The organism is Nonomuraea wenchangensis (assembly GCF_900111685.1).
Classification (GTDB): Bacteria; Actinomycetota; Actinomycetes; order Streptosporangiales; family Streptosporangiaceae; genus Nonomuraea; species Nonomuraea wenchangensis.
Genome location: NZ_FOHX01000009.1, coordinates 111,606 through 133,248, shown reverse-complemented (window position 1 = coordinate 133,248; position 21,643 = coordinate 111,606). Strand labels below are relative to the sequence as shown.

Sequence of the window (21,643 nt, the reverse complement as noted above, 5' to 3'; positions counted from 1 at the left end):
AGACATTGGTTCGCGTAAACAGTCCAATGTCCCGCCAGAAGACAGGACCAATATGGCCGACCTGCTTATCCAGATAAATCGGGAAAAGGGTGGAATAGCAGGGCAAATTGCCGCCGAGCTGCGCGACGCCATCCGGGGCGGGCGGCTCGCGCCCGGCACCCGGCTGCCCGCCACCCGCGACCTCGCCGCCGACCTCCAGGTGTCGAGAGGGGCGGTGGTGGAGGCGTACGAGCAGCTCGTCGCCGAGGGGTTCCTGACGTCGCGGGTCGGCGCGGGCACCCGCGTCGCCCCGCGAACCCCTACCGCCCCCGGCGCTCCGCCCGCCTCCGCCCGACGTGACCCGGGCTCCACCGGCGTCTGCGGGGGTTACTACGGGCATCGGCCCACCTCGCCCGATCTCGCCCACTTCCCCCGGCAGGGCTGGCTCGCCGCCGTACGCCACGTCCTGACCACCGTGCCGTCCGACGCCCTCGACTACGGCGACCCCGGCGGCGTGCCCGAGCTGCGCGAGGAGCTGGCCGGCTACCTGTGCCGGGTCCGCGCGGCCGACGTGCGCCCGGAGAACCTGGTCGTCGTCGGCGGCGTCGCCCAGGGACTCAGCCTGGTGCTGCACGTCCTCAGCCGCGAGTGCGACCTGAGCCTCGCCGTGGAGGACCCGACCAGCATCAACCAGGTCCCGCTGCTGCGGCGGGCGGGCGCCCGGCTCGTGCCGGTGCCGGTGGACGAGGAGGGCCTGGACGTACGGCGGCTGGCGGGCGAGGCGGCGGCCCTGGTCACGCCGGCGCACCAGTTCCCGACCGGCGTGGTCCTGTCCCCGTCGCGCCGCGCGGCGCTCGTGGAGTGGGCGCACGCGGGCGGCAGGCTCGTCCTGGAGGACGACTACGACGCCGAGTTCCGTTTCGACCGTGATCCGGTCGGCTGCCTCCAGGGTCTCGCCCCGGACCGGGTGGTCCTGTCCGGCAGCGTGAGCAAGGCGCTGGCGCCCGGGCTGCGCCTCGGCTGGGTGGCCGCGCCGCCCGAGCTGGCCGGGGCGATCCGGCGGGCGCGCGGCGAGCTGGACCTCGGCTCCCCGGTCGTCGACCAGTACGCCCTCGCGCACTTCCTGCGTACCGGCGGCTACGACAGGCATCTGCGGCGCATGCGGAGGGAGTACCGCCGCCGCAGGGACGCCCTGGCCGCCGCGCTGTCCGAGGAGCTGCCCCGGGTGCGGGTCAAGGGCATCGAGGCGGGGCTGCACATGTACCTGGAGCTCCCGGACGGCTGGACCGAGCAGGAAGTGGTGCGCGCGGCGCGCGAGCTCGGGCTGTCGGCCGAGCCGGTGGGGCCGATGCGGGAGTTCGCGGGCCCGCCGGCCGTGGTGGTGGGGTTCGCCCGGCTGCCCGCGCACCAGGCGGCGGAGGTCGTCCACGGGTTGAAGGTCCGAATGTCAGGACAAAAAATTGACCCAGGCGGACGCCTCGCCTAGAAAGAAAGCACGTCGCGTCACTGGAGCCGCCATGCGTGTGGGACTGCTGGGCCTTGGCCGGATCGGGGCCTTTCACGCCGCCACCCTGGCCAGGCACCCGCTGGTGGACGAGCTGATCGTGGCCGACCCCGTGCGCAGCACGCCGCACGGCGAGCCCGGCGACCCGTTCGACGTGGACGCCGTCGTCATCGCCACCCCCACCAGCACCCACGCCGACCTGATACTCAGGGCGTGCGCCCGGGGCATCCCGGTCTTCTGCGAGAAGCCGGCGGCCGGCACGGTGGCCGAGACGCTGAAGGTGCTGGAGGCGGCCGAGGGCCACCGGGTGCAGATCGGCTTCCAGCGCAGGTTCGACCCCGGATACGCGGCGGCGCGGGCGGCGCTGCGCGCGGGGGAGCTGGGCGAGCTGCACCGCGTCCACCTGGTGACGGCCGATCCGGCGCCGCCGCCGGCCTCCTACCTGCCGCTGTCCGGTGGGATCTTCCGCGACTGCCACGTCCACGACTTCGACGCGCTGCGCTGGGTGACCGGCCGCGAGGTGGTCTCGGTGTACGCGTCCGGGGCCAACCGGGGGGCCGCGTTCTTCGCCGAGGCCGGCGACGTCGACACCAGCACGGCGCTGCTCACGCTGGACGACGGCACGCTCGCCACCCTCCAGGGCTCCCGCTACAACGGCGCCGGCTACGACGTGCGCATGGAGCTGGCCGGCACCCGCCGCACCCAGGCGGTCGGCCTCGGCCCGCGCGCGCCGCTCCGCACCGTCGAGGGCCTGCCGGAGCCCGAGGAGCCCTGGCCGGACTTCGTCACCCGTTTCGAGCACGCCTACCGCAGCGAGATCGACGCCTTCCTGACCGGCTTCCTGACCGGCGCCGAGAACCCCTGCACCATCACGGACGCCCTTTCCGCCCTGTACGTCGCCGAGGCCGCCGACCTGTCGCTCCGCGAGCGGCGTCCGGTCGAGCTGGCCGAGGTCACCCGCTCCGAGCCGTGATCACGCGGCGGCCGGGGTCCTGGGCTGGAAGGCGGGCGCCAGCACGAAGATCGCGGCCGCCAGCACCAGCGGCGCCGCGTACGCCACCCGGTAGTTCGCGGCCTCCGCGATGCCGCCGATCAGGGCCGCGCCGAGGATGAACCCGATGTAGTTGAACAGGTTGACCCGGGCGATGGCCACGCCGGTGCCGGCCGGGTCGAGCTTGCCCGCCGCCGAGAACGACTGCGGCCCCACGACCGCGAGTCCCACCCCGGTCAGGCCGAACGCGACGATGCCGAGCACCTGGTTCGGCGCGAGGACCACGCCGAGGAAGCCGGCCGTGGCGATCACCGCGCCGATGCGGACGATGGCGGCGGGCCCGTAGCGGCGGGCCGCGACGTCGCCGCCGAGCCGGACGGCCAGCGTCGTGGCCTGGTAGGCGGCGTACGCCAGAGGGATGACGCTCGCGCTCGCGTGCAGCTCGTTCTTCATCAGGACGGTGTTGAAGTTGGAGACCGCGGCGTCGCCGATGTAGAGGAAGGCCATGGCCAGGCAGAGCGGGATGAGCGGCCGCCACGGGAGCGTGCCGCCGATGGGCGAGACCTCGCTCTCCGGCTGCTCCTCCTCCTTCGTGCACAGGCGGGGCCCGGCGAAGAGCGAGCCGGCCACGACGACGACCATGGGGATCGCCATGATCCAGTGCAGCGGCAGCCCGGAGGCGGCCGACGCCCACAGCGCTCCGGCCAGGCTGAGCACGCTCCACACGCAGTGGAACCCGTTCAGCACCTGGATGCCGTAGCGGCGTTCGACCGCGACGCCCTGCATGTTCATGCCCGCGTCCACGGCGCCGACCGAGATCCCGAACACCAGCAGCACCGGGATCAGCAGCGGCACGTTCGGCGCCAGCCCGGCCAGCACCACGGCGACGGCGACCACCGGCTGGGCGAGGCGCAGCAGGGGTCTGCTGCCGTGCCGGGCGGCGTACGTCCCGGCCGCCATGCTGCCGACGCCCGCGAAGACCGGCACGATGAGCAGCAGCAGCGTCAGCGTGCCGTCGTCGATGCCATGCTTGGTCTGCAGGTTCGCGACCTGGACCAGCAGCGAGGCGAAGGAAAGCCCTTGGAGGGCGAAGACGGCGGACGTGGCCACACGGGCCTGGCGGTCGCGCGGGGACGGCACGGCGGCCTCCTGATGTTGATTGGGGGGAGATCAAACGTGAGGCGGAGTCAGGTTAGCCGCACGCCAGGGCGCCGCGCCAGCAGCAGATCAGCAGCGGATCCAGCAGCGGATAGGGTGCCCGTGTGAGGCGGGGCTACCCGGCGGGAGAGGCGCGCAAGGAGCGCATCCTGGCCGCCGCGTTGCTGGAGTTCGCCGAGCACGGCTACCGCGGCGCTTCGCTGGCCCGCGTCGCCGAGCGCGTCGAGCTGTCCCAGGCCGGCCTGCTCCACCACTTCACCAGCAAGGAACGCCTGCTCCTCGCGGTGCTCGACTACCGCGACGAGCTCGACGTACGCCGCTTCGACGTCGGCTCGGCCGGCGGGATCGACGCGCTGCGCGCCCTGGCGGACGTGGTCGGCAACAACGCCAGGGTGCCCGGCCTGGTGCAGCTGTTCTCGGTGATCAGCGGCGAGGCCGTGACCCCCGGCCATCCGGGGCACGAGTGGGCCAGGCGGCGCTACCGCCGGCTGCGCGCGCAGGTCGCGGAGGCGCTGCGCAAAGGGGTCGAACGCGGCGAGTTCCGGCCGGACATCGACGCCGAGGCGCACGCCGACCGCCTGATCGCGATGATGGACGGCCTTCAGACGCAGTGGCTCATCGACCCCGAACAGGTGGACATGACCGCCGTGTTCAGGGGCTACGTGGACGACCTCATCGCCCTGCTGCGCCCGCCGGGCTCCGGCGCCGGCTGAGCGGGGGCGGCGTCGAGCCCCTTGGCCGCCGCCCACACGCCGAGGGCGAGCAGCGCGGCGACCTCGGTGACCGCCAGCCCCCGCTCCACCAGCCCGAGCGGCATCACTCGATACCACGGCAGCCCGGACTGAGCGCCGATGAAGATCATCGTTCCGATGCCCGCGACCCACAGCACCGAGCAGACGCCGAGCCCGAAGGCGACCGGCGTGGCCCGCGACCGCTCCCGCCGCCACGCCCGCGAACGGGGCCTGGCGATCACCACGGCCGCCAGCGGCAGGCACAGGAACGCCACGAAGCTGCCCACCCGGTGGATGTTGCCGCTCATGCTCGGCCCCACCGACCAGTCGTGCTTCTCGAACCAGGCCGCCAGGAACAGGCCCACGCTCCAGCCCAGCAGCGCGATCGTGCCGACGATCCCGGCCAGCCGCCTGCGGGCCAGCGACACGGCGATGGCCGCGGAACCGGCCGCCAGCAGGCCCACGCCGAGGCCGAACACCCAGCCGCCCGGACCGAGGCCGTGCTCGCTGATGGTCCGCCTGATCGGGTTGATCTCGTCCAGGCTGGTCAGCTCCAGACCGAGGATCAGCACGACACCCGCCCCGGCCGAGGCCAGCCCCCATCGCGCCGGTTGATGCACGCCCACCTCCGTCAGCCTTTGTCGTGATCAACGGAGCGAAATGCGTAATGATTCCGGCGTATGGCGTCGAGCGAAACCTCCCGCCGGGGGATATCGTCGTAGATGTGAACGAACGCGCGGGATCCTGGTTGCCGAAGCTGCAGGAAGTCGGTGAACGGCTGGCCGAGGAGTTCGTCTCCGCGCGGCGCCCGCCCGCCGCGACCGGCCTGCCGGCGCCGTCCGAGCTGCGGGCCTCCGACGCCGACCGCGAACGCATCGCGCAGGTGCTCCAGGACGCCCACGCCGACGGCCGGATCACGCTGGAGGAGCTGGAGGAACGCCTCGGCGTGCTCTACTCGGCGCGCACGCTGGGCGACCTCGCCGGGCTCACCGCCGATCTGCTGCCCGCCGACCAGCAGCCGCTCAACCTCGACGGCCGGCCGGTCTCGGCCATCTTCAAGCAGGAACAGCGGGGCGGGCGCTGGGTGGTGCCCGCCGAGCTCGCGGTGACGGCCATGTTCGGCACCACCAAGCTGGACCTGCGCGACGCCATCCTGCAGAACCGGCGGGTGGTCATCAACGCCACGCTGGTCTTCGGCGGGCTGGAGATCCAGGTGCCCGAGGACCTCGAGGTCATCAGGGTCGCCAAGGGCAAGACCGTCCGGCTCACCAAGCAGCCCACCGAGCCCGGCGCGCCCGTGGTCGAGGTCCGTACGACGAACTTCGCGGGCGAGGTCAAGGTCAAGGAACCACCCCGCCGCAAACGCCGCCGCTGACCCCGCCCGCGGGCCTGCCTCAGCCGCCGGGTCTCAGCCGGCTGTGTCGAAGTTGATGGCGCTGTAGGCCCGCAGCTTCCAGAGCTGGTGCTCGCTCTCGATCTTGCGGATGGTCCCCGACCGCCCGCGCATCACCAGCGACTGCGTCACCGCCGCGCCGGCGCGGAACCGTACGCCCTGCATGAGCTCGCCCTGCGTGATGCCGGTCGCGGCGAAGAACACGTCGTCGGAGCGGACCAGGTCGTTGGTGGTGAGCACCTGCCCGAGGTCGTGCCCGGCGTCGAGGGCCCGCTGCCGCTCGGCGTCGTCCCGCGGCCACAGCCTGCCCTGGATCACGCCACCCAGGCACTTGAGCGCGCACGCCGCGACGATGCCCTCCGGCGTGCCGCCGATGCCGAGCATCAGGTCAATGCCGGTGCCGGTGCGCGCCGCCATGATGGCGCCCGCCACGTCACCGTCCGTGATGAACTTGATCCGCGCCCCGGTCTCCCTGATCTCCTTGACCAGCCGCTCGTGCCGGGGCCGGTCGAGCACGACCACCGTCACGTCGGAGGGCGAGCAGTGCTTGGCCCGCGCCACGGCCTCGATGTTGGCCGACACGGGGGCCTCGATGTCCACGACGTCGGCCGCCTCGGGGCCGGTGACCAGCTTCTCCATGTAGAACACCGCCGACGGGTCGTACATCGAGCCGCGCTCGCTCACCGCGATCACCGAGACCGCGTCGGGCATGCCGAGGGCCGTCAACCGGGTGCCGTCGATCGGGTCCACGGCCACGTCGCAGTCGGGGCCGCTGCCGTCGCCGACGTGCTCGCCGTTGAACAGCATGGGCGCGTGGTCCTTCTCGCCCTCGCCGATGACCACCACGCCGTTCATGGAGACGGTGTTGATGAGCTGGCGCATCGCGTTCACGGCCGCGCCGTCCGCGCCGTTCTTGTCACCTCTGCCGACCCAGCGGGCGGCGGCCATGGCGGCGGCCTCGGTGACGCGGACCAGTTCCAGCGCCAGGTTGCGATCAGGGGCGTGCTCGCTGGTGGCGAGCGGCGCCGGGACCGACTCGGACATCATTGGCCTCCTCGAAGACGACTCACTCGATGGTAGATGCCGTACTTTTCCCGCCTTGAGGGGGATGATGTGCCGCCTTCGGATCTCGGCCCGGCCGTACGCGATCGGTAAGCTGCGAGCTGCGCCTGCGGGGCGGAGAACGGATTTTGCGCCATTCACGTGCGCGGCAGGAATCTCGCCTTCACCATGGAGCAGGGCGTCGCGCCGTGGAGGAGAGCCGTATGAGCGAAGTGGAACCCGTCGTGACCCAGCCGCGCACCTCGGAGCGGGGTGCCGCGACGCGCAGCGCGCTGCTCACGGCGGCGCGGGAGATCTTCGTCTCCAAGGGCTTCGCCGAAGCCGGCGTGACCGACGTGGTGTCCCGGGCGGAGGCCAGCGTCGGCAGCCTCTACCACCACTTCTCCGGCAAGGCCGACCTCTACCTCACGCTCTTCGAGGAGTGGCAGGCCCGCCAGTCGCAGCGCACCAAGCAGGCGGCCAGGGAGGCCCGCGCCGCCGGCGAGAGCGACCGCATGCGGGTGTTCGTCAGCGCCGCCCGCGCCTACCTCGCCGGCTGCCTTGAGGAGCGCGAGCTGGCCGCGCTGTTCCTGCGCGGCGACGGGCCGCCCGGCTTCGAGGTGGTCATGCGCGACCGGCTGCGCAAGTGGGCGCAGCTCAACGCGGCGCTGTTCGAGGACGAGTCCGCGCTGGTCGTGGTGATCACGGGGGCGCTGGCGGCTGCGGTCTCGGAGGTCGTACGCACCGGCGACCGCGCGCTGGCCGAGGAGGTCCTCGCCATCATCGGGCAGATCCGCCCGGCCGCTTCCGGCACCGCCCCTGCGGCGACCGCCTCCTCCAGCGGGTAACCTCGGCGAATGTGCGACGGTTCACGGACGGCTTCTACGGTTACGCGGTAGCGCTCTTCATCTGCCTGGCGGGGGCGGCGGCTTTCGCGCTGATCGCGCCGCAGGGCCGGGACGAGCACATCCCGCGGCGCGACTACTCCATCACCGTCGCCAACTTCTCCCACGACGTGCCCTATCAGGTGTGGGCGCCGCGCCAGGACCCCGCGGACTGGGTGCCCAACAGCAACCGCATCGCCAAGGGCGAGAACGGCGCGAAGGTCCTCTACCTCGGCTTCGCGACCGCCAAGCGCGAGCACGCGATGTTCGTCCAGAGCGACGAGCGGCCCGCGGCCGGGTTCGCCAACCGCATGGCCAACTCCGACAAGGTCGTCGGCACGCAGGAGATCGGCGGGCAGACCTGGGAGCGGCGTGCCCGCGAGGACAAGAACCAGCGCACGCTGGTGCGCGCCCTGCCCGACGTGACGCTCGTGGTCACCGGCACGGCCGACTGGCCGGAGCTGACCGAGCTGGCGGGCCTGCTCCAGCAGCGACCCAGGACGTCCTAGCCCGGCGAGGCCCGCCGGGGTCCGTCCCGGCTCGTCTAGGGTGGTTCCCGTGGCAGCAGCAGACGAGAAGACGCCCTCATACGAGCAGGCCCGCGAGGAGCTGACCGAGGTCGTACGACGCTTGGAGACCGGCGGGCTCACCCTGGAGCAGTCGATCGAGCTCTGGGAGCGCGGCGAGCGGCTGGCGGCCGTCTGCGAGGAGTGGCTCCAGGGGGCCCGGGTCAAGCTCGCCGCCGCCATGGCGCGGCGCGCCGAGCCCGGCCACGGCGACGACACGCCCTTCTAGCCGCTCCCCGGGCCCCTAGGCGCTCTCCGGGTTCAGCGCCAGCACCGGGATGCGGCGGCTGGTCTTGCGCTCGTAGTCGGCGAAGCCCGGGGCCACGGCGACCATGCGGGCATAGAGCTGGTCGCGCTCCTCGCCCTCGACGGGCACGGCCTTGGCCTGGAACGTGTCCGTGCCGACCTCGACGGTGGCGACCGGGTGGGCCCGCAGGTTGTGATACCAGGCCGGGTGGGTGTCGGCGCCGGCGTTCGAGGCGATGATCACATAGCGCTCGCCGTCCGGCAGGTACATCACCGGCGTGGTGACCTGCCTTCCGCTCCGGGCGCCGGTGGTGGTGAGCAGCAGCAGCGGCGAGCCCTCGAACATGCCGCCGACCCGCCCCTCGTTGGCGCGGAACTCGTCGATGATCTGCTGGTTGAAATCGTTGGCCATTCTCGGCTCCTTGGATTCGGAGAGTTCTCCGGTTGGGAAGACTAACCGGAGAATTCTCCGGTTACAACCTTGTATGCTGCCGACCATGCGCGGTCGCCCCTCCCTGCCCGTACTCGGGCAACCCCAACCCGAACGGGCCGACGCCGCGCGCAACCGGCAGAAGATCATCGACGCGACGGCCCGGATCATCGCCGAGCGCGGCGCCGCCGCCGGCCTCTCGCTCGACGAGGTGGCCCGGATGGCGGGCGTCGGCGTCGGCACCGTCTACCGGCGCTTCGGCGACCGCAACGGGCTCGTCCTCGCGCTGATGGACGAGCAGGAGCGGCGCTTCCAGACGGAGTTCTTCTCCGGTCCGCCGCCCCTCGGGCCGGGCGCGCCCCCCGGAGAGCGGATCGCGGCGTTCCTCGGCGCGCTGGTCGATCGCGTCCTGGCGCAGCAGGAGCTGTTCCTGCTGCTGGAGAAGGGCGGCAAGCCCTGGTACGGCGGGCCCTACCGGGTGCACCACATCCACCTGGCCACGCTCGTCGGCCAGGCCAGGCCGGACGTGGACGCCGCCTACCTGGCCGACGCGCTGCTCGCGCCGGTCAACGCCGTGCTGATCGGCTACCAGCGGGAGGCGCGGGGCATGAGCGTCGCGCAGATCAAGGCGGGGCTGGCCGCGCTCGCCGCGGCGGCCGTCCGCGCCTGAGCGCTCACTCCTCGGTGCGCACCGACAGGCGGTCGTCCGACAGGCGGACCGTCAGGGGCGAGCCGGGCGGGACGTCCCTCGCCAGGCGGACCACCTCGCCCGACGGATGCTGCACGATGGCGTAGCCGCGCTCCAGGGTGGCCGCGGGCGACAGTGCGACCAGGCGGGCCCGCAGGTGCACCAGATCGTCGCCGGCGCGGTCCAGGGAGCCGGTCAGCGAGCGCCTGGCCCGCTCGCGCAGCGCCTCCACCTGCTCGGCGCGGCGCTCCAGCTCACGTACCGGATCGGCGAGCGCGGGCCGCGAACGCGCCGCCGTCAGCCACGACATCTCCCGGTCGAGCCAGCCGGTCACCACCCGGCGGCCCCGGTCGCGGAGCTGCCGGACCAGCGCGAGCTGCTCGCCCACATCGGGCACGACCTTCTTGGCGGCGTCGGTGGGCGTGGACGCGCGTACGTCGGCCACCAGGTCGAGCAGCGGGCTGTCCTGCTCGTGACCGATCGCGCTCACCACCGGGGTGCGGCACGCGGCCACCGCGCGGACCAGCGTCTCGTCGGAGAACGGCAGCAGGTCCTCCAGCGAGCCGCCGCCCCGGGCCACGACGATGACCTCGATCTCGGCGTCCGCGTCCAGCTTGCGCAGCGCCTCGGTGACCTCGCCCACCGCGTACGGGCCCTGGACGGCCACCTCCTGGACCTTGAAACGCACGGCGGGCCAGCGCCGGCGGGCGTTCTCCAGCACGTCACGCTCGGCCGCCGACTCACGGCCGCAGATGAGCCCGATCGTGCCGGGCAGGAACGGCAGCCGCCGCTTCCTGTCGGCGTTGAACAGCCCCTCGGCCGCCAGGAGCTGCCTGAGCCGCTCCAGCCGGACCAGCAGCTCGCCCACGCCGACCGGGCGGATCTCCAGCGCCGTGAAGGCGAACGTGCCCTTGTTGACCCAGAAGTCCGGCTTCACCTGCAGCACCACCCGGGCCCCGTCGGCCGGCCGGGGCACGGCCGCCTCGTAGACGCCCCGGGGAGCGGTGACCCTGGCGGAGACGTTGGCGACCGGGTCGCGCAGGGTCAGGAACACCGTGCCGCCACGCGTGCTCAGATCGGTGATCTGGCCCTCGACCCACACCGTGCCGAGTCTGCCGATCCAGCCGCCCACCATTTGCAGGACCGTGCGGATCGGCAGGGGGGACTCCGGTGTGGTCTTCGAGGTCATGGCGGAAGACTACGGGCTCGGTGCGGTCTACTCGCCGGCCTGCAGCTTGACGAGGCGGTTCTCGTACATGCGCACCACCTCCGGGCGGTCCTGGGTGGCGCGCTCGTAGGCGAGGAAGTCGCCGATCTGGGCGGCGGTCTTGCCGCGCATGCGGGCGCGCAGGGACGCGACGGTCAGCTCGCCGTAGCCGGGAAGCGGCTCCACGAGCCCGGCCGCGGGCACCCCGGGAACCGGCCCTTCGGTGACGGGCTCGGGGCCGGGCTCGGCGACCGGCTCGGCCACCGGCTCGGCCACGGGCTCGGCCGGGGTGACCGACACCGGCTCGACCTTGGCCGCGGGCTCAGGCGCGACGACGGGCTCGGGCGCGGCGACGGGCTCAGGCGCGGCGACGGGCTCGGGCGCGGCGACCGGCTCGACCTTGGCCGCGGGCTCGGGCGCCGCGACCGGCTCGACCTTGACGGCGGCGGGCTCGGGCTCGGGCGCGGGGGCCGGCTCGGCGGGCTTGTCCGTGACCTTCGGGTCGGCCTTCGCCGCGGGCTCGGCGGCGGGCTCGGGCTGCGCGGCGGGCTTGGACGGGGTGAAGATGACCGGGTCCGGCTTGGCCTTGGCGGCGCCGTTCGTCTCACCGGCGGCGGGACGCGGTGCGAAGATGACCGGCTCCTTACGCGCCGGCTTGTCCTCCTCGCTCACGGCCGGGGCCGCGGCGATCTGGTCGGCGGCGGAGGGACGCGACTCGCCCGTCTCCTCGCGCTCCGCCTTGCCGCCGATGCCCTTGATCGAGTTCTTCACCCGGTCGACGACCAGCAGTGCCTGTCCGGCGGCGCTGAGCGTGTTCTGGATGACGAGCAGCGGAAGGTCTTTGGCCTTCTCCTTCAGCTCGTCCTTGTTGGTGACGGTTTTAGCGATGTTGCGTATCACGTCGCTGAGGGACATGACGTCTCCCTGGGAGGTCAGTATTGGACGGCCAGTCTGGCAAACCGCGGGCTACCACGCACGGGGCGGGCCAGATGGTCGCTCCACGTAGCATAAGAAGTATGGAGCCCCAGACCCCCTCTTCCCGCCGAGTCCTCGTAGCCAAGCCACGGGGCTACTGCGCCGGAGTCGATCGAGCCGTGGTCGCGGTCGAGAAGGCGCTGGAGCAGTACGGCGCCCCGATCTACGTCCGCAAGCAGATCGTTCACAACACGCACGTGGTCAAAACCCTTGAGGCCAGGGGCGCCATCTTCGTCGAGGAGACCGAGGAGGTGCCCGAGGACTCGATCGTGGTGTTCTCGGCCCACGGCGTGTCGCCCGCGGTGCACGAGGAGGCCAAGGAGCGCCGCCTGCGCACCATCGACGCCACCTGCCCGCTGGTCACCAAGGTGCACAACGAGGCCAAGCGGTTCGCCGGCCAGGACTACGAGATCCTGCTGATCGGGCACGAGGGCCACGAGGAGGTCGAGGGCACCTCCGGCGAGGCGCCGCGGCACATCCAGCTCGTCGACGGCCTCGACGCGGTCGACCAGGTCGAGGTGAAGGACCCGAGCCGGCTGGTGTGGCTGTCGCAGACCACGCTCTCGGTCGACGAGACCACCGAGACCGTGACCCGGCTCAAGCAGCGCTTCCCCAACCTGCTCGACCCGCCGAGCGACGACATCTGCTACGCCACCCAGAACCGCCAGATCGCGGTCAAGGAGATCGCCGCCGAGTCGCAGCTCGTCATCGTGGTCGGCTCCGAGAACTCCTCCAACTCCAAGCGCCTGGTCGAGGTGGCGAAGGACTACGGCGCCGACGCCTCCTACCTCGTCGACAACGCCGACTTCATCCAGGACGAGTGGCTGGAGGGCGTCACCACGGTCGGCGTCACGAGCGGCGCGTCCGTGCCCGAGGAGCTGGTCGAGGAGGTGCTGGCGCGGCTGGCCAAGCACGGCTTCGGCGACGTCAGCGAGGTCGAGCCGGTGCAGGAGAGCATGCGTTTCGCCCTGCCCCACGAGCTGCGCAAGGACCTTCGCGCACGCCCCTGAGGCCGGGTCGCCGGAGCGGCGGGGGAGCGGTCAGTCCTCGCCGCGCGGCGTCCCGTAGACCTTGGGCTCGAAGTAGCCCTCGGGCTCGGGCACGAACGTCGGCTGCCGCGGGCGCGGCGTCTCCGCGTCCGCCTTCAGCTCCGCGCGCAGGTCGCGTACGTTGTCCCACAGGCCGCGCCGGAGCGCCACGCCGAGCACGACGGCCGAGCCGGCGAACAGCCACGGCGCGCCGCGGGTCAGCGACGTGTAGAGGCCGAGCGCCAGCGACTGCACGATCGACACCGAGCCGAGCGCCCGCCCGAGCTCGACGAAGAGCGTCGCGCAGAAGAACACCAGCGGGGGCGCCACCACCAGCGACAGCAGCTCGCGCCGGTTGACCAGCAGCACGCCCAGCAGGCTCGACACCAGGAAGGCCGCGCCCACGACCTGCTGGACGCCGAGCAGCGCCGCCAGCACGTAGCCGGCCAGGGTGGCGACCAGGGCGAGCGCGATGGCGCCCCGAGCGGTCAGCCTGACGGCGGGCTTTCTGCCCTTCTCCACCACCGGTCCACCCCCGTTCACTACGTCCCGTTGGCCAACTTACCGTTGGAGTGGGAGAACAGTGACGGGGTTTCCAGCAGTTCGGGGGATGCGAGGGGCCTCGGCAGGCCGTCGAGCATCTCCGGGGGGTCCAGGTCTCCGTCCACGACGCCCAGCTCGTTGAGTTTGCGTGCGGTGACCAGCACGCGGCTTTCGAGCGATCCGACCGACTTGTTGTACGCCTCCACCGCCCGGCTCAGCGCCCGCCCCAGCGAGTCGACGTTCCTGCCGAGGGACGACAGCCGCTCGTACAGCTCCTTGCCCAGCTCGAACACCGCCCGCGCGTTCTCGCTCAGCGCGGCCTGCTGCCAGGCGTAGTGCGCGGTGCGCAGCATCGTGATCAGCGTGGTCGGCGTGGCGATGTGCACCCGGCGGGCCATGGCGTACTCCAGCAGGCCGGGGTCGCGTTCGAGCGCGGGGGCGAGGAACGCCTCGCCGGGGATGAACAGCACCACGAACTCCGGCGACGGGTTGAACGCCTGCCAGTAGGACTTGGCGGCCAGCCGGTCGATGTGCTCGCGCACGTGCCGGGCGTGGGCGTCGAGCCGGACCGTGGCGAGCGACTCGTCGGACGCCTCCGCGGCCTCCAGATAGGCCGCCAGCGAGACCTTGGAGTCGACCACGATGTTCTTGCCGCCGGCCAGGCGTACGACCATGTCGGGCCGCATGGGGCCCTCGGCGACCTGCTCGTCGAAGTCGCAGTGGCGCTGCATGCCGGCGATCTCGGCGACCCGGCGGAGCTGGAGCTCGCCCCAGCGGCCCCGGGCCTCCGGCCGTTGCAGCGCGCGCACCAGGGCGGTGGTCTGGGAGCGGAGCTGCTCGCTGCTCTCGCGGACGAACTCCATCTGCTTGGCCAGCTCGGCCCGCGCCGCGCGCTGGCCCGACTCGGTGTCACGGAGCTGCGTCTCGACCCGCGCCAGGGCGTCCTTGAGCGGCTCGACCAGGTGCTCGACGGCCTGCCTGCGCTGATCCAGGTCGCCGGCGGCCTCGGCCCTGGTGGCCGCGAGCCTGGTCTCTGCGAGCTCCAGGAAGCGGAGGTTGTTGACGTCGAGCGCGCGGGTGGACAGCGCCTGGAACCGCTCGGTGAGCTGCTCCTCGACGTAGACCAGCTTGTCGGCGGACGCCTTGGCGCGGGCGTCGGCCTCGGCGACCCGCACCGCCGCGCGGGTCCTCGCGACGAGGAAGCCGACGAGCAGCCCGACGGCCAGACCGATGACAAGCGCGACGACGTCCACCCGACCGATGATCGCAGGACTGCGCGCCCGGTTCCGCCCGACACGCTACGGGCGAACCGCCCGGGTGCGGCGGCAAGTAAACTCGCTGTCCGTGAGTCTCTCCATCGGCATCGTCGGCCTGCCCAACGTCGGCAAGTCCACGCTGTTCAACGCGCTGACCAAGACCGGCAACGCGCTCGCGGCCAACTACCCGTTCGCCACCATCGAGCCCAACGTGGGCATCGTGGGCGTGCCGGACGACCGCCTGCCCGTGCTGGCCGGGATCTTCGGCTCGGCGCGCATCCTGCCCGCCAAGGTCGAGTTCGTCGACATCGCGGGCCTGGTCAAGGGGGCCTCGGAGGGACAGGGGCGGGGCAACCAGTTCCTCGCCAACATCCGCGACACCGACGCGATCTGCCAGGTGATCCGGGTCTTCGGCGACCCCGACGTCACCCACGTCGACGGGGAGATCTCCCCCAAGCGGGACATCGAGACGATCAACACCGAGCTGATCATGGCCGACCTGCAGACGGTCGAGAAGGCCGTGCCGCGCCTGCAGAAGGAGGCGCGCAACAACAAGGACAAGAAGGCCGCGCTGGAGGCCGCGGAGGCCGCGCTGGCCGTCCTGGAGACCGGCAAGACCATCTTCGAGAGCGGCCTCGACCGCGAGGAGCTGCGCGAGCTCCACCTGCTGACGGCCAAGCCGTTCCTCTACGTGTTCAACCTCGACGCCGACGAGCTCACCGACACCGCGCTCAGGGAGCAGCTCTCGACGCTGGTCGCCCCCGCCGAGGCCGTCTTCCTCGACGCCAAGATCGAGTCCGAGCTGGTCGAGCTCGACGAGGAGGAGGCGCTGGAGCTGCTGCAGTCGGTCGGCCAGGAGGAGTCGGGCCTGCGCCAGCTCGCCCGGGTCGGCTTCGAGACGCTCGGCCTGCAGACCTACCTCACGGCGGGCCCCAAGGAGACCAGGGCCTGGACCATCCGCAAGGGCGCCACGGCCCCCGAGGCGGCCGGCGTGATCCACACCGACTTCCAGCGGGGCTTCATCAAGGCCGAGGTGGTCTCGTTCGACGACCTGGTCGAGGCCGGCTCGATCGCCAACGCCCGCTCGGCGGGCAAGGCGCGCATCGAGGGCAAGGACTACGTGATGCGCGACGGCGACGTGGTGGAGTTCCGCTTCAACGTCTGACGCCCCGCGCCCGCGCGTCTCCGGTGGCCAGGCGTGACGCTTCGCTACGCTGTGTTGCCGACACTGTCATGGTGACGTGCCGAACGTGTTTAAGTGTCAACCACTTTGGGCCCCCGCGCGTCGAATCGTCACGGCGTTCACGCTGACTCGGGAGGCCCCTCATGATCCGTCGCATCATCCGGAAACGACGCCCCGCTCCGACGCTCGCGGGGATCAGCCTGGAGGAGGAGCTGGCCCTGATCAGGGTCGAGCTCATGTACGGCCTGCGCGTCAACAGGGAGGCCTACCTGCGCAGGAAGGTGGACGAGCGCAACGAGATGGTCAGCCGCATGCGCGACCGCGACGCCGCGGAGATGCTGGCCGACCTGCGCGGCTCGCTGGAGCGGTCGGTCCGCCCGACGGTCGTCGACCTCCAGAGCAGGGTCACCACCGTCCAGAGCGCCGTCCAGAGCGCCGTCCAGGGCGGGGCCGCCGACGCCCAGAGCCGCACCGGCGTCGTCGATCTCCAGAGCCGGCGCAGGGGGCGTTCGATGCAGGATCCCGAGCCCGCCTGACGCGGCTCCGGAATCCGGTGACCCATACCGAATGCGCAGGTCGTGAGAGGTACATGCCTGTTCTGGACAGGAATCCGTGGCCGTCGCGCTAGGCGATTTTAGGCGTTTGTCCTGGTCAAAAGCCGTTTCTACCGGGAACTGACAGGAATCGGTACTGGGGCCTGTCCCAAGGCCCCGGTTTGCCGTGAGGGCGGTCGTGCCTGCAGCATGGGCGTGGCTTTCCTGGAAGAATGGCGGAGACCGGATAGGGTGACTACTTCACCGCGGATGATGGGGATCGGCAACGGACGACACCGCGCCAGCCGGGGGGATCGGCGCGAGCGGAGGCGTGATGGCTCGTAGGTCTACCGTCCAGCACGATCCTCGGATCGCTGACGGGCACGGCCTTTCCGCGACCCTTGACCCAGCCGACTACGACGTGCCGCCGCCCCGCAGGCCGCGGCGCGGTGGCTGGTCCGGCGGCGGCGGGCGGTGGCTCGTCTGGGTGGGCCGCATCATTCTCTGGGCGCTTATTGTGGTTATCGTGGTGAATGGGATTCGTGCACCATTTGAGCGATTTACCCAGCAAGAGGGCCCAACGTCCAATGTGGGTGCCCCGGCGGCCGAGACGGGTTTCCCCACGCAGCGGGGGATGGCCTTCGCTGCCCAGTTCGCCGGTGTCTATCTCAATTTCAGTCCCGACGACGCGGACAGCAGGTCGCGCAAGCTCGCCGCGTTCCTGCCCGACGCCTCCGACCCGCAGATGGGCTGGGACGGTTTCGGCAAGCTGTCCGCCGTCGCGATCCAGGCGTACGACGTCGAGGTCGGCGACGACCAGAACGCCGTGGTCAGCGTGGCCTTCCAGTCCGGCCCGCGGCGCATGATGCTGTCGGTGCCGGTCTACTACTCAGGCGACGAGGGCGGCAGGCGCTTCGTGGTGTCCGGGCGGCCGGCGATCCTGCCCGCGCCCGCGCCCGCCGAGCTGCCCCAGATCGCGCCCCCGGAGACCGACGACGCGGCGGCCGCCGAGCTGAAGCCGCAGCTGGAGGGCTTCTTCAAGGACTACGCGTCCGGCGAGGCCGCCGGGCTGCAGCGCTACGTCGCCGCCGGCAAGAGCCTGCCCAGCTTCGGCGGCACGTTCACCTTCGCCGAGCTCAAGAAGGTCGTGGTGCCTGTGGGGGGTGCCACAAGAGAGATTCAGGCGGTGGTCGTGTGGGTCGTGCCGAACGGCGACGCCCCGCCCACCCCCAACGCCACCGACCCCGCCGCGGTCGGCGCGCGTCTGGAGCAGGCCTACCGGCTCACCGTCGAGAAGCAGGGCGACAAATGGTTCGTCGCCGACATCCGCGGCGCCGGGCGGGTCGTTGACTAAAGGCCCGTCCGTCGCGCCGCAGAACGGTACCCCCCGGGAGGACGAGAAGTGACCTTGAAGACCATAGTGCTCTCCTTGCTGCAGCTGACGCCGGCGCCCACGTCGACCGGCATCGACACCGGAGGGCTCGCCGACTTCCTACGGGCGTTCTTCGCCCCGTTGTTCCTGGTGGTGGTGTCGGTGGTCGCGCTCTTCTTCCTCTTCACCCGTGAGATCACCCGGTTCGTCCAGTTCCTGATCTTGGCGGTGGCCATCGGGGTGATCTTCTACGTTCCCAACATCATCGAGGTGACGGCAAAGGCGATCGCCGGCGCACTGGGCATCAAGTAAAGGGTTGAGACCGTCCGGCGGCGGTCATACACGAGCGGGTGAGGGAGGAGGACCGGGTGGACCTGCCCACGTACACGAACATCTGGCGCATCGAGAAGCGGCTCTACAAGCTCTACGACCTACGCCTGCCGATGCCGCTCCCCATCGTCTGGATCGGCGTCTTCGTCGGGGTGTTCGTCCCGTGGTCCCTCCTGCTGATCCTGGTGGGCGTGCCGGTGGCGATGCCGTGGCACGTGCTGTTCCTGGTGCCGCCGGGCATCGTGACGTGGTTGTCGACCCGTCCCGTCATCGAGGGCAAGCGGCTCACCGAGCTGCTGGAGTCCCAGATGCGCTACCTGGGCGAGCCGAAGGCCTGGTACCGCCTCGCGCCCGGGGCCGAGCCGGAGACCGTCACCTTCTCCGCCCGCGTGTGGCGCACCGCCCCGGTCCGGGTCAAGGCCCGGCGTCCCGCCAAGGCGCGGCAGGCGCAGCGGCGGGCCGAGGCGCAGCGGGCGGCGGGTCCGCGGCAGGTCCGGCCGGCGGTCGCCGCCGCTGCCGCCGCGGCCGGGCAGGCCCCGGTCGCCGAGCCGACGACCGGGCGTACGGGCTGGGGCTCCCGCCGCGGCACGGCTCCCGCCCTGCGCGGGCGGATGCGGCAGGGCGCCCCTGAGGCGCTTCCCGCCGGCACCGGACGCGACCGCCCCCTGGCCCTCCCCCCTGGCGCCGACCCGAGCGGCGCGGACCGGCCCACCGAGCCCGTCCGCGAACGGGTCCGGCAGGAGGACGGCGCGGAGGCCGTACGTGGGCGGGCGCGGCAGGAGGACGGCGCGGAGGCCGTACGTGGGCAGGCCCGGCAGGAGGACGGCGCGCGCCGCAAGGGCGGCAAGCGGCGGATGTTCGGCCGGGAGGACGCGGTCCAGGAGGCCGCCAGCCAGCAGACCGCCCTTCGCGAGGCCGCGCTGCGCGAGGCGGCCCTCCGCGAGGCCACCCTGCGGGAGGCCACGCACGGAGCCGGCCAGGAGCCGGCCGCTCCCGAGCAGCTGATCGCACCGCAGACGCACGAACAGGGCCGGGCTGAGGCATCGGCCCCTGAGCAGGGCGAGTCGACGGCCGCCGAGCGCGGAGACGCCCGGGGCCGGGAGCCAGGCACGGCCTCCGCCCGGGAGCGTGACGAGACGCAGACCCGGGCGCAGGTTCCTGGTGAGACCGCCGCCGATGCCGAGAGCGGCGAAGCCCGTGATCATGGTGCGGCGGAGGGACAGGACGTCCGTGGCGGGACGGTCGTGCCCATCCGCTCGGGCCAGAGCCGTAAGTCCGCCGCCGGCGCCGCCAAGCCGATCGACACCGAGGCGCTGCGGCGGCTGCGAAGGCTCGCGGCGAGCGCCGACGCCCCGTCGGACGCCGCCGCCCGCGCGGATGCCCGTACGGATGCGGGTGAGCGGGTCGACAGCGAGCGGCACGAGGACGAGGTCGCCCGCGACCAGCACCGGAAGGGCCAGCCACCGAGACTGGGGCCGGCCCTGGTGCTCCCGGGCCCGCACCGGGCCTGGCCGCCGCTCGACCCCAACGCGAAGCCCCTGCCCCGCCCTCCGGCCCCACGCCCCGAGCAGCAGGCCCGGGACGCGGCCACTGGTGCTCAGGCGAGCAGCGGCGGGGACGCCCCCGGCGGGGTCACGGCCACTGGTGCCGAGGACGGTCACGGCGCGGCGGCTGGTGAGGTGGTGGCGAGCGGTGCCCCGGCGGATGCCCCGGCAGCAAGCCCGCCCGCCGCCGACGCCCCAGAGCACAGCAGCAGCCTCACTGCAAGCGGCGACGCCGCCGTGAGCGGCGGCGATGCTGTGAGTGGCCCGGTTGTGAGCGGCGATGCTGTGAGCGGCGAATCCGAGCGGCCGACGGCCTCCGGGAACACCGGCAGCACCGAAGGCACTGAGGACGCCGAGGACGCCGGCAGCACCGAGGCCGCCCCGAGCGCTGAGGCTCACGAGCCTGAGCGCAGCGAGCCTGATCCCACGGCAGCCGCCACTGGCGCCGAGGCCCCCCGGAGCGCTGAGGCCGCCCGGAGCACGGAGGCCGTCCGCAGCACTGAGGTTCACGAGCCTGGGCGCAGCGAGCCTGATGCGGCCGCAGCCGCCGCTGGTGCCGAGGCCGTTCGGAACACGGAGGCCGCCCAGGGCACGGAAGCCGCCCAGGGCACGGGGGCCTCCCGGAGTGCGGAGGATGCCGAGGCCGGGCGTAGCGCGGACACCGGTGGCGGCGGGGACGCCGAGGAGGGCGGGGAGCGGGGGCGGCGCGGTGGTGGGTGGCCGCGGTTGGCGCCCGTGGCGCCGGACGTGCCCGCCCCGGCGCACCGTGCCCCCGAGCGGCCCATCGCCCCCGCGGCGCACCGCGCTCCCGAACTGCCCGCTGCCCCTGCGGCGCACCGTGCTCCCGAACTGCCCCTCGCCCCGGCGGCGCACCGCGGGCCCGAGCTGCCCGCCGCCCCCGCGGCGCACCGCGGGCCCGAGCTGCCCGCCGCCCCCGCGGCGCACCGCGGGCCCGAGCGGCCGGTCGCGCCGCTCAGGGGGCGCCCGGGCGCGCCGGCGGACGGGCGGTCGGGTGATCTGGTGGCGCCCGTGCCGGGGCCGCGGCCCGGGGAGGGCCGGGTGCGGCGGGTGGAGTCCGTGGTCGGCCGGGACTCCGGAGGGTGGCGGCGGATCGCGCAGGTCGTGGTCGGCGGCTCCTCGGTACGCACCGACGGCTCCGAGATCGACGAGGCCCGCGCGAGGGCGGTGTTCGGCGGCAGCCGCAGGATCCTGGTCCTCGGCTGCACCGGCGGCGCGGGCCAGAGCACCACGGCCCTCATGCTGGGCCACACCTTCGCCCAATACCGTGACGACAGGGTCGTCGCCGTGGACGCCAACACCGGCGGCGACACCCTGACCAGCAGGATCGAACCCGAGACCCCCGAGACGCTCACCTCGCTGCTGTCCGGCCTCGACCGGGTCAGCGGCTATCTGACGATGCGCGGCTACACCACGAGGACGGCCTCCGGCCTTGAGGTGATCAGCGCCGACACCGACGCGGGCGCCGAGCAGCGCCTGGCGGACCGGTCGCTCTTCTCCGACCACCGCCTGGGCGAGTCCATGAGGCTGCTCGACCGCCACTACAAGCTGGCCGTCATCGACCCGGCCGCCGCGCTGGCGGCCCGCCTCCTGCCGTACGCCGACCAGCTCGTCCTGGTGGTCCCGGCGAGCGAGGAGGCGTCGGAGGCGGTGGCGATGACGTACGAGTGGCTCGACGGGCACGGCTGCGCGGAGCTGCGCAGGCGTGCGGTGATGGTCGTGAACGGCGTGAGCAGGCGTTCCATGGCCGACGTCGAGCAGGCTGAGTCGGTGGCCAGGGGCAGGTGCCGGGCCATCGTCAGGGTCCCCTGGGAGGACGACCTCGCCCCGGGCGGGGCGGAGGTCGTCGATCCCGGGCAGTTGCGCGCGGCCGGGCGACGGGCCTACCTCGCCCTCGCGGGCGTGGTGGTCGCGGGCTTCGCCGCCCAGTCGGCCCAGACGGCGCGGACAGCGCAGTCGGCGCAGAGCGTACGACCGAGCGATGAGGAGTTGGCGAGTGACCCCCCGGGCACGAGAATCGGTGAGCGTTAAGTGAACAAGCGA

Annotated in this window: 22 protein-coding genes; 14 read left to right on the top strand and 8 right to left on the bottom strand. The window is 72.6% G+C overall.

Translation table 11 applies throughout. From position 1 onward, the window contains the following. Positions 1-52 precede the first annotated feature (52 nt). Positions 53-1,465, top strand: a complete 1,413-nt coding sequence (gene pdxR / locus BMW85_RS26905) for a MocR-like pyridoxine biosynthesis transcription factor PdxR (protein WP_091086662.1) — start codon at positions 53-55, stop codon at positions 1,463-1,465. Between the two features lie 31 nt (positions 1,466-1,496). Beyond that, complete coding sequence (locus BMW85_RS26900) at positions 1,497-2,456, top strand: Gfo/Idh/MocA family protein (protein ID WP_091086660.1); 960 nt, start codon at positions 1,497-1,499, stop codon at positions 2,454-2,456. On the opposite strand, the gene BMW85_RS26895 is transcribed toward BMW85_RS26900, so the two are convergent. Beyond that, positions 2,457-3,614: an MFS transporter gene (locus BMW85_RS26895; protein ID WP_091086657.1), complete on the bottom strand. Its 1,158-nt coding sequence runs from the start codon at positions 3,612-3,614 to the stop codon at positions 2,457-2,459. Positions 3,615-3,736: 122 nt separating this feature from the next. On the opposite strand from BMW85_RS26895, the gene BMW85_RS26890 reads away from it, so the two are divergent. Continuing rightward, a complete protein-coding gene (locus tag BMW85_RS26890) occupies positions 3,737-4,345 on the top strand; it encodes a TetR/AcrR family transcriptional regulator (RefSeq protein ID WP_091086655.1) in 609 nt (202 codons plus the stop codon). Here the strand turns inward: BMW85_RS26890 and BMW85_RS26885 are convergent. Beyond that, positions 4,291-4,983, bottom strand: a complete 693-nt coding sequence (locus BMW85_RS26885) for a DUF998 domain-containing protein (RefSeq protein WP_177240904.1) — start codon at positions 4,981-4,983, stop codon at positions 4,291-4,293. The genes BMW85_RS26890 and BMW85_RS26885 overlap by 55 nt on opposite strands. A 104-nt stretch (positions 4,984-5,087) precedes the next feature. On the opposite strand from BMW85_RS26885, the gene BMW85_RS26880 reads away from it, so the two are divergent. Then, complete coding sequence (locus BMW85_RS26880) at positions 5,088-5,738, top strand: DUF1707 SHOCT-like domain-containing protein (RefSeq protein ID WP_177240903.1); 651 nt, start codon at positions 5,088-5,090, stop codon at positions 5,736-5,738. A 33-nt stretch (positions 5,739-5,771) separates the two neighbouring features. Here the strand turns inward: BMW85_RS26880 and glpX are convergent, their stop codons facing one another. Next, complete coding sequence (glpX, locus tag BMW85_RS26875) at positions 5,772-6,800, bottom strand: class II fructose-bisphosphatase (RefSeq protein ID WP_177240902.1); 1,029 nt, start codon at positions 6,798-6,800, stop codon at positions 5,772-5,774. 221 nt (positions 6,801-7,021) lie between these two features. Here glpX and BMW85_RS26870 point away from each other — a divergent pair, with 221 nt between their 5' ends. From BMW85_RS26870 to BMW85_RS26860, 3 genes are read left to right on the top strand one after another with little or no spacing between them, the layout of a single operon-like run. Then, complete coding sequence (locus BMW85_RS26870; RefSeq protein WP_091086643.1) at positions 7,022-7,645, top strand: TetR/AcrR family transcriptional regulator; 624 nt, start codon at positions 7,022-7,024, stop codon at positions 7,643-7,645. Between the two features lie 11 nt (positions 7,646-7,656). Further along, the gene (locus BMW85_RS26865; protein WP_091086640.1) at positions 7,657-8,190 is read left to right on the top strand and encodes a DUF4245 domain-containing protein; all 534 of its coding nucleotides are present in this window, start codon (positions 7,657-7,659) and stop codon (positions 8,188-8,190) included. Between the two features lie 49 nt (positions 8,191-8,239). Next, positions 8,240-8,476: an exodeoxyribonuclease VII small subunit gene (locus tag BMW85_RS26860; protein ID WP_020545112.1), complete on the top strand. Its 237-nt coding sequence runs from the start codon at positions 8,240-8,242 to the stop codon at positions 8,474-8,476. 15 nt (positions 8,477-8,491) lie between these two features. Here BMW85_RS26860 and BMW85_RS26855 read toward each other — a convergent pair whose 3' ends face one another. Beyond that, complete coding sequence (locus BMW85_RS26855; RefSeq protein WP_091086638.1) at positions 8,492-8,905, bottom strand: nitroreductase family deazaflavin-dependent oxidoreductase; 414 nt, start codon at positions 8,903-8,905, stop codon at positions 8,492-8,494. 85 nt (positions 8,906-8,990) lie between these two features. On the opposite strand from BMW85_RS26855, the gene BMW85_RS26850 reads away from it, so the two are divergent. After that, a complete protein-coding gene (locus BMW85_RS26850) occupies positions 8,991-9,593 on the top strand; it encodes a TetR/AcrR family transcriptional regulator (protein ID WP_091087095.1) in 603 nt (200 codons plus the stop codon). 4 nt (positions 9,594-9,597) lie between these two features. Here BMW85_RS26850 and xseA read toward each other — a convergent pair whose 3' ends face one another. Continuing rightward, entirely contained in the window at positions 9,598-10,800 is a 1,203-nt protein-coding gene (gene xseA, locus BMW85_RS26845) for an exodeoxyribonuclease VII large subunit (protein ID WP_091086636.1), read from the bottom strand. Between the two features lie 27 nt (positions 10,801-10,827). Beyond that, on the bottom strand, positions 10,828-11,733 hold the full coding sequence (locus tag BMW85_RS26840) for a hypothetical protein (protein ID WP_091086633.1): 906 nt from the start codon (positions 11,731-11,733) through the stop codon (positions 10,828-10,830). Between the two features lie 101 nt (positions 11,734-11,834). Between BMW85_RS26840 and BMW85_RS26835 the strand changes: the two genes are divergently transcribed. Beyond that, a complete protein-coding gene (locus tag BMW85_RS26835; RefSeq protein ID WP_091086630.1) occupies positions 11,835-12,803 on the top strand; it encodes a 4-hydroxy-3-methylbut-2-enyl diphosphate reductase in 969 nt (322 codons plus the stop codon). Between the two features lie 30 nt (positions 12,804-12,833). Here the strand turns inward: BMW85_RS26835 and BMW85_RS26830 are convergent, their stop codons facing one another. Both BMW85_RS26830 and BMW85_RS26825 read right to left on the bottom strand, forming a co-directional pair. Beyond that, complete coding sequence (locus tag BMW85_RS26830; protein WP_091087093.1) at positions 12,834-13,343, bottom strand: DUF6542 domain-containing protein; 510 nt, start codon at positions 13,341-13,343, stop codon at positions 12,834-12,836. A 20-nt stretch (positions 13,344-13,363) separates the two neighbouring features. Continuing rightward, the gene (locus BMW85_RS26825) at positions 13,364-14,617 is read right to left on the bottom strand and encodes a DNA recombination protein RmuC (RefSeq protein ID WP_091086628.1); all 1,254 of its coding nucleotides are present in this window, start codon (positions 14,615-14,617) and stop codon (positions 13,364-13,366) included. A 91-nt stretch (positions 14,618-14,708) separates the two neighbouring features. Between BMW85_RS26825 and ychF the strand changes: the two genes are divergently transcribed. From ychF to BMW85_RS26800, 5 genes are all read left to right on the top strand, one after another. Then, the gene (gene ychF / locus BMW85_RS26820) at positions 14,709-15,785 is read left to right on the top strand and encodes a redox-regulated ATPase YchF (RefSeq protein WP_091086625.1); all 1,077 of its coding nucleotides are present in this window, start codon (positions 14,709-14,711) and stop codon (positions 15,783-15,785) included. A gap of 161 nt (positions 15,786-15,946) precedes the next feature. After that, positions 15,947-16,339 (top strand): hypothetical protein, encoded by a 393-nt coding sequence (locus tag BMW85_RS26815; protein ID WP_091086623.1) that lies wholly within the window; start codon positions 15,947-15,949, stop codon positions 16,337-16,339. Positions 16,340-16,970: 631 nt separating this feature from the next. Continuing rightward, a complete protein-coding gene (locus BMW85_RS26810; protein ID WP_245775086.1) occupies positions 16,971-17,690 on the top strand; it encodes a conjugal transfer protein in 720 nt (239 codons plus the stop codon). Positions 17,691-17,756: 66 nt separating this feature from the next. Continuing rightward, positions 17,757-18,020: a hypothetical protein gene (locus BMW85_RS26805; RefSeq protein WP_020545080.1), complete on the top strand. Its 264-nt coding sequence runs from the start codon at positions 17,757-17,759 to the stop codon at positions 18,018-18,020. Positions 18,021-18,076: 56 nt separating this feature from the next. Next, complete coding sequence (locus BMW85_RS26800; protein ID WP_143082415.1) at positions 18,077-21,631, top strand: TcpE family conjugal transfer membrane protein; 3,555 nt, start codon at positions 18,077-18,079, stop codon at positions 21,629-21,631. Positions 21,632-21,643: the final 12 nt, after the last annotated feature.

Excerpts from the sequence above, each read along its gene's own strand:
- xseA (WP_091086636.1), bottom strand. The coding sequence starts at position 10,800 with ATGACCTCGAAGACCACACCGGAGTCCCCCCTGCCGATCCGCACGGTC.
- BMW85_RS26810 (WP_245775086.1), top strand. The coding sequence starts at position 16,971 with ATGGCCTTCGCTGCCCAGTTCGCCGGTGTCTATCTCAATTTCAGTCCC.
- glpX (WP_177240902.1), bottom strand. The coding sequence starts at position 6,800 with ATGTCCGAGTCGGTCCCGGCGCCGCTCGCCACCAGCGAGCACGCCCCT.
- BMW85_RS26815 (WP_091086623.1), top strand. The coding sequence starts at position 15,947 with ATGATCCGTCGCATCATCCGGAAACGACGCCCCGCTCCGACGCTCGCG.
- BMW85_RS26870 (WP_091086643.1), top strand. The coding sequence starts at position 7,022 with ATGAGCGAAGTGGAACCCGTCGTGACCCAGCCGCGCACCTCGGAGCGG.
- BMW85_RS26840 (WP_091086633.1), bottom strand. The coding sequence starts at position 11,733 with ATGTCCCTCAGCGACGTGATACGCAACATCGCTAAAACCGTCACCAAC.
- BMW85_RS26855 (WP_091086638.1), bottom strand. The coding sequence starts at position 8,905 with ATGGCCAACGATTTCAACCAGCAGATCATCGACGAGTTCCGCGCCAAC.
- BMW85_RS26900 (WP_091086660.1), top strand. The coding sequence starts at position 1,497 with ATGCGTGTGGGACTGCTGGGCCTTGGCCGGATCGGGGCCTTTCACGCC.
- pdxR (WP_091086662.1), top strand. The coding sequence starts at position 53 with ATGGCCGACCTGCTTATCCAGATAAATCGGGAAAAGGGTGGAATAGCA.
- BMW85_RS26850 (WP_091087095.1), top strand. The coding sequence starts at position 8,991 with ATGCGCGGTCGCCCCTCCCTGCCCGTACTCGGGCAACCCCAACCCGAA.
- BMW85_RS26835 (WP_091086630.1), top strand. The coding sequence starts at position 11,835 with ATGGAGCCCCAGACCCCCTCTTCCCGCCGAGTCCTCGTAGCCAAGCCA.